The sequence below is a fragment of the Bradyrhizobium sp. KZN70725 genome, assembly GCF_055264925.1.
This window is the reverse complement of record NZ_JBUYWT010000008.1, coordinates 64,807-77,764: the sequence shown is the minus strand read 5'-3', so window position 1 is coordinate 77,764 and position 12,958 is coordinate 64,807. Positions and strand designations below refer to the sequence as shown.

Annotated in this window: 8 protein-coding genes and 1 pseudogene; 3 read left to right on the top strand and 6 right to left on the bottom strand. The window is 64.3% G+C overall.

Going from position 1 to position 12,958, the window contains the following annotated elements; genetic code table 11:
* Window position 1: 1 nt before the first annotated feature.
* The 6 genes and pseudogenes from pgl to ACZBJS_RS10125 form a co-directional block, all read right to left on the bottom strand.
* Window positions 2-754, bottom strand: a complete 753-nt coding sequence (gene pgl / locus ACZBJS_RS10150; protein ID WP_463438679.1) for a 6-phosphogluconolactonase — start codon at window positions 752-754, stop codon at window positions 2-4.
* Window position 755: 1 nt separating this feature from the next.
* Window positions 756-2,249: a glucose-6-phosphate dehydrogenase gene (gene zwf, locus ACZBJS_RS10145; protein WP_463438678.1), complete on the bottom strand. Its 1,494-nt coding sequence runs from the start codon at window positions 2,247-2,249 to the stop codon at window positions 756-758.
* A gap of 20 nt (window positions 2,250-2,269) precedes the next feature.
* On the bottom strand, window positions 2,270-3,253 hold the full coding sequence (gnd, locus tag ACZBJS_RS10140) for a phosphogluconate dehydrogenase (NAD(+)-dependent, decarboxylating) (protein WP_463438677.1): 984 nt from the start codon (window positions 3,251-3,253) through the stop codon (window positions 2,270-2,272).
* 12 nt (window positions 3,254-3,265) lie between these two features.
* Window positions 3,266-6,112, bottom strand: coding sequence for a bifunctional transaldolase/phosoglucose isomerase (locus tag ACZBJS_RS10135; protein ID WP_463438676.1), 2,847 nt, complete (start codon window positions 6,110-6,112; stop codon window positions 3,266-3,268).
* A gap of 217 nt (window positions 6,113-6,329) precedes the next feature.
* Window positions 6,330-6,776 carry a DsrE family protein gene (locus ACZBJS_RS10130; RefSeq protein WP_463438675.1) on the bottom strand — a complete coding sequence of 149 codons (447 nt, stop codon included), beginning with the start codon at window positions 6,774-6,776 and terminating at the stop codon, window positions 6,330-6,332.
* 52 nt (window positions 6,777-6,828) lie between these two features.
* Window positions 6,829-7,441: pseudogene (locus tag ACZBJS_RS10125) on the bottom strand (hypothetical protein).
* A gap of 496 nt (window positions 7,442-7,937) precedes the next feature.
* Between ACZBJS_RS10125 and ACZBJS_RS10120 the strand changes: the two are divergent.
* From ACZBJS_RS10120 to ACZBJS_RS10110, 3 genes are all read left to right on the top strand, one after another.
* Complete coding sequence (locus ACZBJS_RS10120; protein WP_038382967.1) at window positions 7,938-9,881, top strand: PrkA family serine protein kinase; 1,944 nt, start codon at window positions 7,938-7,940, stop codon at window positions 9,879-9,881.
* A 108-nt stretch (window positions 9,882-9,989) separates the two neighbouring features.
* On the top strand, window positions 9,990-11,258 hold the full coding sequence (locus ACZBJS_RS10115) for a YeaH/YhbH family protein (RefSeq protein WP_076823957.1): 1,269 nt from the start codon (window positions 9,990-9,992) through the stop codon (window positions 11,256-11,258).
* A gap of 4 nt (window positions 11,259-11,262) precedes the next feature.
* On the top strand, window positions 11,263-12,807 hold the full coding sequence (locus ACZBJS_RS10110; protein ID WP_057014891.1) for a SpoVR family protein: 1,545 nt from the start codon (window positions 11,263-11,265) through the stop codon (window positions 12,805-12,807).
* The last annotated feature ends 151 nt before the right edge of the window (window positions 12,808-12,958 follow it).

Below are 12,958 nucleotides of genomic sequence, written 5' to 3'. Positions count from 1 at the left end.
GTCACCCACGAAAGTCCTCCGGCAGCGCGGCCTGATCGATCAGCCAGACGGTCTCGCCCAGCGATCGCGCGCGGTTTGCCGGCAGGTTCTCGCCTGCGAAGAGGCGCGTCAAGATCGCGCGCTTGTTCTCGCCCGCCACCTCGAACAGCATCTCGCGGCAGGAGGCGAGGGCGGGCAGGGTCAGCGACACGCGCGGTACGAACGGCTCGACATTGGCCTTCGGCACGCCGACCACCCAGCGCTGCGTTTCCTCGACCGCGGGATAACCCGGAAACAGCGACGCGGTATGGCCGTCGGGGCCGATGCCCATCAGTACCAGGTCGAACAGCGGCCGCTTCGGATCGAGCTGCTCGGCGCCGTAGAACGCCATCAGCTCGTTCTCGTACAGCGCCGCGCTGATGTCGGGATCCCTGAGATCGGCGGTGTCGGTCGCGATCGGATGGACATTCGCGGCCGGCGCACAGCGGTCGAGGAAGGCCTGGCGCGCCATGCTCATGTTGTGCAACTTGTCCTTGCGCGGCACCAGGCGCTCGTCGCCGATGAACCAGTCGATGCGGTCCCACGGAATCCTCGCGCGATAGTCCGGCGTCGCCAGCAGCTGATAGAGCGCCTTCGGGCTGGAACCGCCGGTGAGGCACACCGCGATCCGGCCGCTGTTCTGCTCGATCCTGGCGATCACCCGCTCGGCGGCCGCCTGCGCCAGTGCCGCCGGATCGGCGACCGTGATGATCTGGCGCTTGCCGGTCGCGGTCATGTCAGCCCAGCTTCCGCCAGCTGCGGCCGTCACGCGTCAGCAGCGCATTGGCGGCCTCCGGGCCTTCGCTGCCGGCCTTGTAGGGTTGCAGGCCACGGCCGCCGGCGCTCTTCCAGGCGTCGATGAAGGGCTGCACCGCCTGCCATCCGGCCTCGACGCTGTCGGCGCGCTGGAACAGCAGATTGTCGCCGATCATGCAGTCATAGATCAGCGTCTCGTAGCCGGTCGACGGCTCGGCCTTGAAGTAGTCCTTGTAGCGGAACTTCATCTCGACGCCGTCGATGTTGATGGTCGGGCCGGGTACCTTGGTGTTGAACTGCAGCTCGATGCCTTCGGTCGGCTCGGTGGAGATGACGAGGTAGTTCTGCGACAGGCGATCGACCGACGTGTCGCGGAACATCGCAAACGGCGCCTGCTTGAACTTGATCGCGATCTCGGTGCGCTTGGTGGTCAGCGCCTTGCCGGTGCGCAGGTAGAACGGCACGCCGGCCCAGCGCCAATTGTCGATGGTCAGCTTCAGCGCGGCATAGGTCTCGGTCGAGCTGTCGGGCCTGACGTCGGGCGTCTTGAGAAAGTCCTCGATCTCGGTGTCGCCGATCCGGCCGGCGCGATACTGGCCGCGCACCGAATTGTGCAGCGCCTCCTGTTCGCTCTGGGTCTGGATCGCGCTCAGCACCTCGGCCTTTTCGGAGCGCACCGCGTGGGCGTCGAACCGCGCCGGCGGCTCCATCGTCACCAGCGACAGCAGCTGGAACAGATGGTTCGGCACCATGTCGCGCAGCGCGCCGGTGGCGTCGTAGAAGCTGCCGCGATGACCGACGCCGAGCTTCTCGTCGACGGTGATCTGGATGTGGTCGATGTGGTTGCGATTCCAGATCGGCTCGAACATGCCGTTGGCGAAGCGCAGCACCAGGATGTTCTGGACGGTTTCCTTGCCGAGATAGTGATCGATCCGGTAGATCTGGTGCTCGTCCATCAGCTTCAGCAGCGCGGCATTCAGCGCCCTGGCCGACGCCAGATCGGTGCCGAACGGCTTTTCGACGATCAGCCGCCGCCAGGCGCCGTTCTCCTCCAGCATGCCGGTGCGTCCAAGCTGCTGGCTGATCGGGAGAAAGGCCCGCGGCGGGGTCGCGAGGTAGAACAGCCGGTTGCCACCGGTGCCGCGCGCCTGTTCGAGCTTCTCGAGCCGCTCGTTCATGGCATCGAAGGAGGGCGGATCGCTCGGGTCGGCCTCGATCGCGGTGACGCATTCAAACAGGCGTGTGACGATGGCCTCATCCAGCGGGCGCGTGGCGAACTTGCGTAGCCCTTGCATCAGGCTGTCCTTCATCTGGTCGCTCGACATGCCCTTGCGGGCGATGCCGACGACGCAGAATTTCTCCGGCAGCAGATTGCCGGCGGCAAGATTGTAGAGCGCCGGGATGACAAGCCGATGTGTCAGATCACCGGTGGCGCCGAAGATGATGAAGGAGCAAGGGTCTGGTTTCTTCTGCACGTGACCTTCCGCGGTTCGCTTTAAGTTTTCTTCGGCGGCTCCTTGTGGCCGCCAAAGCCTGCGCGCATCGCCGAGAGGATCTTCTCTGCGAAGGTGTGATCCTTGCGCGAGCGGAAGCGCGTGTAGAGCGCGGCCGTCAGCACCTCGGCCGGCACGGCCTCGTCGACCGCGGCATTGACTGTCCAGCGGCCTTCGCCGGAATCCTCGACAAAGCCGGAATAATTGTCGAGCGTGTGGTTCTGCGCCAGCGCCGATGCCGTGAGGTCGAGCAGCCAGGACGGGATCACGCTGCCGCGCCGCCAGACTTCGGCGATGTCGGCGATGTCGAGGTCGAAGCGATGCTCGGCCGGCAGCGCCTCGATATTGGCGTTCTTCAGGATGTCGAAGCCTTCGGCATAGGCCTGCATCAGGCCGTATTCGATGCCGTTGTGGATCATCTTGACGAAATGCCCGGCGCCGATCGGGCCGGCGTGAATGTAGCCCTGTTCGATGCGCGGATCGCGGCCCTCGCGGCCGGAGGTGCGAGGAATGTCGCCGATCCCGGGCGCCAGCGTCTTGAAGATCGGGTCGAGCCGGTCGACCACTTTCTTGTCGCCGCCGATCATCATGCAGTAGCCGCGCTCGATGCCCCAGATGCCGCCGCTGGTGCCGACATCGATGTAATGCAGCCCGCGCTCCCTGAGCGCCTTGCCGCGGCGGACGTCGTCCTGCCAGAAGGTGTTGCCGCCATCGATGATGACGTCGCCTGGCTGCATCAGCTTCGACAGCGCCTCGATGGTGGCTTCGGTGATCTTGCCGGCCGGCAGCATCACCCAGGCGGTGCGCGGCGCCTCCAGCTTGAGGATGAAATCCTCCAGCGATGAGGACCCGATCGCATTGTCGGCGACGAGCGCCGCGACGGCCTTCGGATCCTTGTCGTAGACCACGGTGGTGTGGCCCTGGGTCATCAGGCGGCGGACGATGTTGCCGCCCATCCGCCCGAGGCCGATCATGCCGAGTTGCATCCCTCGCCTCCGTCAGTTCAGTGCAGCCGAGATCGCGGCATCGAGCGCCGCGAGCCCGGAGCTGAGATCGCCCTTGAGATGCACGCGCAGCGCCCGCCGGCCGCGCTCGGTGAGCACGTCGAAATCGCCGCGCGCCTGTGCCGCCTTGATCACGCCGAAGCTCGCCTTCTGGCCGGGCACCGGCAGGTCCGCCGTATCGTCGGTCGTGACCTGCAGGAACACACCGCTGTCGGGCCCGCCCTTGTAGGCCTGCCCGGTCGAATGCAGGAAGCGCGGACCGAACTCGGCGCAGGTCGCAAGGTGCCTTGCGTCGCGCACCTTCAGCCGCATCGCCTGCATGGCGTCGATGGTGTCGCCATCGCGCTCGATATAGGCGAGCAGGGCGACATAGTCGCCGCGGCCGGAGCGCGCGAGGTGCGCCTTGATCCAGGAGTCGAGATCGCCGTTCGCACCGGCCTTGCGCAGCTCCTCGGCGTTCTGCGCGTCGGTGTAGAGATCGACCCCGTCCGCCGACACCACCGGCTGTTCGGCCGGCAGCGACCCGGTCTTCTCGAACGCTGCCGTCAGTTCGCGGGTCTTGACCTTGGCGGCTTCGACGTCGGGCTGGTTGAACGGGTTGATGCCGAGGATCGAGCCGGCGACCGCGGTCGCGATCTCGAAGCGGAAGAACTCCTGGCCGATATGGTCGATCGACTTCATCACGATCCGAACCACGGGATGGCCGGCGGCCTCGAGCGCCGCGAGCTTGGCCTCATGCGCTGCATCGTTCTCGCCATCGGTGCGCAGATCGATGAAGAACCGGTCGTTGCCGTAGACCGCGGCGTCGCCAATCGTCTCGCCCTCGATCGGGATCAGGCCCTTGCCGTCCTTGCCGGTCGATTCCGCGATCAGCTGCTCGGCCCAGGCGCCGAAATCGGCAACGTCCGGCGAGGCGAAGATCGTCACCTTGTCGCGGCCTTCGAGCCCCGCGATGCCCATCGCGAGCCCGAGCTGCACGCCCGGGTTCTCCTGCGGCGGCACGTCGGCACCGCAAGAGCGCACCATCGCGAGCGTATGGCCGAGCAGGCTGCGGACGTCGATGCCGGCAGCGGCCGCCGGCACCAGACCGAACGGCGACAGCACGGAATAGCGGCCGCCGATCGCGGGGTCGCCGTAAAAGATGCGGGCAAAGCCCTGCTTGATCGCGACCTTCTGCAGCGATGAGTCAGGATCGGTCACCGCGATGAAGCGGTGGCCGGCCTTGTCCTTGCCGATCGCCTTCGCCACCCGATCGAAGAAATAGTCCTTCATCACGTTCGGCTCGGTGGTGCCGCCGGATTTGGAGGAGACGATGAACAGCGTCCTTGCGATGTCGACATACTCCTCCATCGCGCGCACCTGCGCCGGATCGGTGGAATCGAGCACGTGCAGCCGCGGGAAACCGGACCGGTGCGGGAAGGTCTGGGCCAGGACCTCCGGCCCGAGGCTCGACCCGCCCATGCCGAGCACGACGGCATCGGTGAAGTTCTGCCCCTTCACGCGCCGGGCGAAGTCCTCATAGTCGGCGACATCAGCGGTGACCGCGCTGGTGAGCCAGCCCAGCCATTTGTCCTCGTCGTCGCCGGTCCAGACCGATTTGTCCTTGTGCCAGAGCCTTCGGATCCGGGCGGAGGCGCGCCATTCCTCGGTGCTCTTCTCGACCGCCTTCTCGATGGTGGCGCCGAGCGCGAGCTTCTGGCGGTCGATGCCGCCGCCGAGCGAGGTGGCGCGCTTGTGGGCGACCGCGCCGTAGAGCTTGTCGGCCGCGTCGGCGAACAGCTTGACGCCGTCCTTGACCAGTTCCTCGGTGATCGCATCGAGCGAGATGCCGGACTTCTCCAGCTCTTCCAGCACGTGGCGGGCGTCCTCGACATTCTCCTCGAGGCTGTCGCGGACCTTGCCGTGGTCGCGGAAGGCATCGAGCGTTGCCGGCGGCACGGTGTTGACGGTGTCGGGGCCGATCAGCTCCTCGACATAGAGCACGTCGCTATAGTCCTTGTTCTTGGTGCCGGTCGAAGCCCACAACAGCCGCTGCGGCTTGGCGCCCTTGGCCGTCAGCTTGTCCCAGCGGTTGCCAGCGAACAGGTGCTTGTAGTCCTGATAGGCGAGCTTGGCATTGGCGATGGCGACCTTGCCCTTCAAGGCCGCGAGCCGCTCCTTTTCGTGCGGATCGTTGGCCTTGGCGATCTTCTCGTCGAGCTGCTTGTCGACGGCGGTGTCGATGCGGCTGACGAAGAAGCTCGCGACGCTCGCGACATGGGAGGGATCGCCGCCCTTGCCGACGTATTTCTCCAGGCCCTTGAGATAGGCCTCGGCGACCTGGCGATAGACCTTCTGCGAGAACAGCAGCGTGATGTTGATGCTGATGCCTTCGCCGATCAGGTACTCGATCGCCGGCAGGCCCTCGGGCGTCGCCGGTACCTTGACCATCAGGTTCTTGCGGTGGACGTCCTTCCAGAGCCGTTCGGCTTCCGCGATCGTGCCCTTGGTGTCCATCGCGAGATAGGGCGACACCTCGAGGCTGACGAAGCCGTCGCCGCCGTGGCTCTGGTCGTAGACCGGGCGCAGCACGTCGGCGGCGTGCTGGATGTCCTCGACCGCGAGGTGCTCGAACAGGTCGGCGACCGAGCGGTCGCCGTTCTTGAGGGCCTTGCCGATCGCCCCGTCATATTCGTCCGAGCTGCCGATCGCCTTCTCGAAGATCGAGGGGTTGGACGTCACGCCTTTGACGCCGTCGGTCTCGATCAGCCGCTTCAGATCGCCGTCGGCGACGAAGCCGCGGGCGAGGAAGTCCAGCCAGACGGCCTGGCGGTGATTTTCGAGTGCTTTGACGGGGTTCATGGGTGCCTGTTCTCGTTCGATCGAGGGTCGATTTTTGGGTTCCCGGGCAGCTTTCGGGGGCGGAGGGGGATTGTCAACATGGCGGGAGCCCCGGGCGGAATATCAGCATTTCCAAGGGATAACGCCATTCACAACAGTTCGATCCGCCCGGACGCAGGTGCGAGCAGACCTCCATCTCAGCACATTTTTATGACGCGTTGCGGCGCAGGACCGCGCGTCAGGGGCGCAGGTAGAGGTAACCCTGGGATTGCAGCTCGGCGAGGCGGACCACCCCGCCGCGCTCGGCGGCAACGAAGCCGGGGAGCAAGTCGGCGAGGCCGATGTTCTGCGATTTCATGGTGTTGCCGCAGGCGGCGAACTCGATCCCATCCTTGGTGAACCGCGCGACATGTTTTGACAGCTCGGGATTGGCGGCTGCTGCATGAAACGCCTTCAGCGCCCGGCCGTGCACCACCAGCGCAATCGTCACATTGCCGGGGCCGCCGACGCCGTCGAGATGGTTCTGGATGTTGCCGATCACGAAATTGACCTTGTCGAGGTCATCGAGGTGATAGACCACCTTCAGCTTTTGCGGCGGTGCTTCGGTGGCGGCGCCGGCCCGGGACGCTGCCAAGACGGCGCCGATCGCTGAAAGCGTGCCCCAGAGGATGCTGCGTCGGCGCATGGCGTCTCTCGCGCAATTATTGTTGATCCAGTTGTCCCTTTGGGCAAACCTATCATTTGTGGCGGAGCGCAGCGAGTTCCTTGCGGTCGGTCACAAGTTCGGCGCATTCGCCCAAGTCCGCGCGATCGACGCGAAAGATCTTGTCGTCGGCGCCGGCGAACAGCGCTTCGCCCGCATCGTCGTCGGGCTTGTTGCGATTCCACACCATGATGCGGCCAAGGCGCGCAATCGCGGATTTATTGTCCCTGGACAACGCCACGGTGATACCGCCGCCCTCGCAATCCACGCCGCATTCGAAGCGTATTTCGTGGCCGGGCCGCGATGGCATGATTGCAGTAGCCGCTGGAGTCGAAATTGCCAGGGCGGTGGCGGCACGCGACGCCGAGCCGGAATGAATAGTTGGTGGCCTTGTCCTCCGGAGCGTCTTCCGCTGACACCAGCAGCTTCATCGCGCTGACCTTCTGCTTCGGATGCTGCGCCAGATGATTTGCATCGTAGCGCCGCACGAAGCAGGCATAGGCTTTCGCGCCGGGCGGGCCCGCGAACATCCTGTTGTCGAAGGCGGCCGCCGCGGCCTTGTCGACGCCTTCCTGCGCCTGAACGGCTAACGGCGCGCCGGTCCAGGCGGCGGCTGCGAGTGCGACAACAAGGAGCGCCTGCTTCATGACCGGCTCGGGAATAGCCAGCGCCTCCAAGGTGTCATCTTTAAAGCGCGGCAATGGTGCCGCGCGGAACTGCGCGGGCTCGTTGCCTTAGTCGCGGCGACAAGGAGGCACGTTCAACGGTGGCTGAACGTTTGTTCATGAGAGTCTATGACGCGTGCATCTTGACGCCACGGCTGAACGGTCACACTTTTTCAGGGAAGCCCAACGTCCATCGCCGGACGGGAAGTTGCCCGCTCGGATGTCCGCTTCGGAGGCCTGGCCCCGGTAAACCACGGATGTGGCGAGGGGGTTACAGCCACCAAAAACAAGGGGATATTGATGAACCATTAAGCTTCCTGCCTGTTGATAAGGCAGAGGCTGCACGCGCCGTGCATTGCCGAACTGAGTCGGTCGAGTGTCCAATGGACCCAGCGTGCCGACGCTGATTCGATCCTAGGACGCTCTTGTTACGACTCGTGTCAGTCGTGCGGCGATACATATCGTGGAGAGAGGGATCATGTACAACGATTCTTTGTTCAACGCCTTCGCAAGGTCGTTTGAAGCGCGAAGCCAGACCGACATGTCGATGGCCGAGTATTTGGAGTCGTGTCGAAGTGATCCGATGCGATATGCAAATGCGGCCGAGCGGTTATTGGCGGCAATCGGTGAGCCCCAGATGATCGACACGGCCAAGGACCCACGCCTTGGCCGTATCTTTTTGAACCGTACGATCAGGTCGTATCCGGCCTTCGCCGGCTTCTACGGCATGGAGGATACGATCGAGCGCCTCGTCGGCTTCTTCCGTCACGCCGCGCAGGGCCTCGAAGAGCGCAAGCAGATCCTCTATCTGCTCGGGCCGGTCGGCGGCGGCAAGTCATCGCTCGCCGAGCGCATCAAGGCGCTGATGGAGATTCATCCGATCTACGTGCTGAAGGCGGGCGACGAGCTGTCGCCGGTGTTCGAGAGCCCGCTTGGGCTGTTTGATCCCGAGACGCTTGGCCCGATGATCGAGGAGAAGTACGGCATTCCGCGCCGCCGGCTGAGCGGGCTGATGTCGCCCTGGGCCTACAAGCGGCTCGAAGCCTTCGGTGGCGACATCTCGCAATTCCGCGTCGCGCGCATCCAGCCTTCAAGGCTGCGCCAGATCGCGGTTGCCAAGACCGAGCCCGGTGACGAGAACAACCAGGACATCTCCTCGCTGGTCGGCAAGGTCGACATCCGCAAGCTCGAGACCTACGCCCAGAACGATCCCGACGCCTACAGCTATTCCGGCGGCCTCAACCGCGCCAACCAGGGCGTGCTCGAGTTCGTCGAAATGTTCAAGGCACCGATCAAGATGCTGCACCCGCTGCTGACCGCGACGCAGGAGGGTAACTACATCGGCACCGAGAACATCGGCGCGATTCCGTTCACCGGCATCATCCTCGCGCACTCCAACGAGGCGGAGTGGCAGAGCTTCAAGACCAACAAGAACAACGAGGCCTTCATCGACCGCATCTGCGTCATCAAGGTCCCGTACGTCCTGCGGGTCACCGAGGAGCAGAAGATCTACGAGAAGCTGATCCAGGGCTCCGAGCTTGCCGCAGCACCTTGCGCTCCGGCGACGCTGGAGACGATGGCGCGCTTCTCGGTGATGTCGCGGCTGCGCAAGCACGAGAACTCGACGCTGTTTGGCAAGATGCGGGTCTATGACGGCGAGAGCCTCAAGGAATCCGATCCGAAGGCGCGCAGCGTTCAGGAGTACAAGGACGCGGCCGGCGTCGACGAGGGCATGGACGGCGTCTCCACCCGCTTTGCCTTCAAGGTGCTCGCCTCGACCTTCAACCATGACACCACCGAAGTCGGCGCCGATGCGGTGCACCTGATGTATGTGCTGGAGCAGGCGATCCGCCGCGAGCAGCTGCCTGACGAGACCGAGAAGCGCTATCTCGAATTCATCAAGGCCGACCTCGCGCCGCGTTATGCCGAGTTCATCGGCAACGAGATCCAGAAGGCCTATCTGGAATCCTACGCCGACTACGGTCAGAACCTGTTCGACCGCTATGTCGACTACGCCGACGCCTGGATCGAGGATCAGGACTTCAAGGATCCCGACACCGGCCAGCTGATGAACCGCGAGCTCCTGAACCAGGAGCTGACCAAGATCGAGAAGCCGGCCGGCATCGCCAACCCGAAGGACTTCCGCAACGAGGTCGTCAAGTTCTCGCTGCGCTCGCGGGCGCACAATGGCGGCAAGAACCCGAGCTGGACCTCCTACGAAAAGGTTCGCGACGTGATCGAGAAGCGGATATTCTCACAGGTCGAGGATCTGCTTCCGGTCATTTCGTTCGGCTCCAAGAAGGACGGCGAGACCGAGAAGAAGCACGGCGAGTTCGTCGAGCGGATGGTGGAGCGCGGCTATACCGAGCGCCAGGTCCGCCGGCTCGTCGAGTGGTACATGCGGGTGAAGCAGGCCGGCTAATACGCGATCCGGAAAGCCGGCACCGGCTTTCCGTTTCGTCTCGTCCTGTCCAATAAAATGCGATGCGACTGTCATGATCGCATCCGGTGAGGCAGATGCAACGTGGTCATGCATATCGTCGATCGGCGGTTGAATCCGGGTAGCAAGAGCCTGGAGAACCGCCAGCGCTTCCTGCGGCGCGCCAAGGCGCTGGTGCAGGGGGCCGTCAAGAAGTCGTCACAGGACCGGGACATCAAGGATGTCCTGGAAGGCGGCGAAGTGACAATCCCGCTGGACGGCATGGACGAGCCGCGGTTCCGGCGCGAGGGCGGCACGCGTGACATGGTGCTGCCCGGCAACAAGAAGTTCGTCGAGGGCGACTGGCTGCAGCGCCCGAACCAAAGCGGCGCCAAGGGCTCCGGCGCAGGCGAAGGCGACAGCGAGGACGCCTTCCGCTTCGTGCTCAGCCGCGACGAATTCGTCGATCTCTTCCTCGACGACCTCGAACTGCCCGATCTTGCCAAACGCAAACTTGCGGAAACCGAAAGCGAAGGCATCCAGCGCGCCGGCTATGCGACGTCGGGTTCGCCCGCCAACATCTCGATCAGCCGCACGGTGAGCCGGGCGCTGGCGCGGCGCGTGGCACTGCGCCGGCCGCGCAAGGACGACATCGAGGCGCTCGAGGCGGAGCTTGCCGAATGCGATGACGATGCGCGGCGCCGCGAGCTGCTGGCGCTGCTCGAAGCGTTGAAGGCCAAGGCCAAACGGATCCCGTTCATCGATCCGATCGACATCCGCTACCGCCGCTTCGAGACGGTGCCGAAGCCGGTGGCGCAGGCCGTGATGTTCTGCCTGATGGACGTATCGGGCTCGATGTCCGAGCACATGAAGGATCTGGCGAAGCGGTTCTATATGCTGCTCTACGTGTTCCTGAAGCGGCGCTACAAGCACGTCGAGATCGTGTTCATCCGCCACACCGACCGCGCCGAGGAGGTCGACGAGGACACCTTCTTCCATGGCCCGGCTTCCGGCGGCACGCTGGTGTCGAGCGCGCTGGTCGCGATGAACGATATCGTCCGCACCCGCTTCCGTCCGGCCGACTGGAACATCTACGCCGCCCAGGCCTCGGACGGCGACAACATGACCTCGGACAGCGCGCTGACCGGTCACCTCCTGACCGACAAGATCCTGCCGGTCTGCCAGTTCTTCGCCTATCTCGAGGTCGGCGAAGCCGCCAACTACACTTTCGACATGCCGGACTCCTCGCTCTGGACGCTCTATGAGCGTCTCCGCAACGAGGGCGCGCCGCTGTCGATGCGCAAGGTGAGCGAGCGCGGCGAGATCTTCCCGGTGTTCCAGGACCTGTTCAAGCGCCGCAGCAAGCAGGAAAGGGTGTAGCGTGATGGGTTCTTCCGGGGAACGGCTGTTCGAGGGCGCCGATTGGGATTTCCAGACCTTGCAGCGGGTCCACGACGCCTGCGAGAAAATCGCGCGCACCGAGCTCGGGCTCGACGTCTATCCCAACCAGATCGAGGTGATCACCGCCGAGCAGATGCTCGACGCCTATTCCTCGGTCGGCATGCCGCTGTTCTACAAGCACTGGTCATTCGGCAAGCAATTCGCGTTCCAGGAGGCGTCCTATCGCAAGGGCCTGATGGGCCTCGCCTATGAGATCGTGATCAATTCCTCGCCGTGCATCTCCTATCTCATGGAGGAGAACACGGCGACGATGCAGACGCTGGTGATCGCGCACGCGGCGTTCGGGCACAATCACTTCTTCAAGAACAACTATCTGTTCAAGCAGTGGACCGATGCCGACGGCATTCTCGACTATCTGGAATTCGCCAAAGGCTACATCGCGGTCTGCGAGGACCGCCATGGCCGCGAGACGGTGGAGCGGACGCTCGATGCCGCGCATGCGCTGATGTCGCATGGCGTCGACCGCTATCCCGGGAAGAAGACGCTCGATTTGCGTGCCGAGGAGAAGCGTGCCGGCGAGCGCCGGCAGCACGAGGAAAGCGTGTTCAACGATTTGTGGCGGACGGTGCCGAACACCAAGGCCAAGAGCAAGGCTACGCTCACGGCCGAGCGCCGCCGCGCGCTGCTCGGCTTGCCGCAGGAGAACATCCTCTATTTCCTCGAGAAGACCGCGCCGCGCCTTGCACCCTGGCAGCGCGAGCTGATCCGCATCGTCCGCCACATCGCGCAGTATTTCTACCCGCAGGGCCAGACCAAGGTGATGAACGAGGGCACCGCGACCTACGTCCACTACCGCATCATGAGCCGGCTGCATCAGCAGGGCCGGCTCACCGACGGCAATTTCCTCGAATTCCTGCAGTCGCACACCAATGTGGTGTTCCAGCCCGAATTCGACGACCGCCGCTATTCCGGCTTCAATCCCTACGCGCTCGGCTTCGCCATGATGCAGGACATCGAGCGGATCGTGAAAAATCCGGAGGACGAGGACCGCGAGTGGTTCCCCGACATCGCCGGCAAGGGCGACGTCGAGGGCGTGCTGCGCGAGATCTGGAGCAACTACCGCGACGAGAGCTTCATCAACCAGTTCCTCAGCCCGGCACTGATCCGGCGCTTCCGCATGTTCCATTTGCACGACGACCCCGCGGAAAGCCAGGGGATCAAGGTCGACGCGATCCACGACGAGCGCGGCTACCGCCGGGTCCGCCGCGAGCTGGCGCGGCAATACGACGTCGGCTTCGTCGACGCCAATATCGAGGTTGTGGATGTCGATCTCGACGGCGATCGCCGCCTGATGCTGCGTCACACCACCGTGAAGGGCGCGCAGCTCAACGAGACCGACGCGCGGCGCGTGCTGCAACACCTCGCCGATCTGTGGTCCTACGACGTCGCGCTGACCGAAATCGACGGCACCGACAAGGTGTTGAAGGAATACGTCGTCAGCCCGCGCGCGGCCGCGGTAGCGGCGTGAGGATCACGCTCTCGCTGACATGAGCGCGGCGCACACCGCCGCGCGGAATGCGAGTCTTGCTCGGTGAACCTTCATGTCTATCGAAGGCTCACATCATGAACATGCCGGCAACATTCCGACTTTGAAAGCGCATGGCGTTCTATGCGCGAGC

What these genes read in the sequence shown, in the direction of transcription:
- pgl (WP_463438679.1), bottom strand. Translation starts at nt 754, where the DNA reads ATGACCGCGACCGGCAAGCGCCAGATCATCACGGTCGCCGATCCGGCG.
- gnd (WP_463438677.1), bottom strand. Translation starts at nt 3,253, where the DNA reads ATGCAACTCGGCATGATCGGCCTCGGGCGGATGGGCGGCAACATCGTC.
- ACZBJS_RS10135 (WP_463438676.1), bottom strand. Translation starts at nt 6,112, where the DNA reads ATGAACCCCGTCAAAGCACTCGAAAATCACCGCCAGGCCGTCTGGCTG.
- ACZBJS_RS10130 (WP_463438675.1), bottom strand. Translation starts at nt 6,776, where the DNA reads ATGCGCCGACGCAGCATCCTCTGGGGCACGCTTTCAGCGATCGGCGCC.
- ACZBJS_RS10120 (WP_038382967.1), top strand. Translation starts at nt 7,938, where the DNA reads ATGTACAACGATTCTTTGTTCAACGCCTTCGCAAGGTCGTTTGAAGCG.
- ACZBJS_RS10115 (WP_076823957.1), top strand. Translation starts at nt 9,990, where the DNA reads ATGCATATCGTCGATCGGCGGTTGAATCCGGGTAGCAAGAGCCTGGAG.
- ACZBJS_RS10110 (WP_057014891.1), top strand. Translation starts at nt 11,263, where the DNA reads ATGGGTTCTTCCGGGGAACGGCTGTTCGAGGGCGCCGATTGGGATTTC.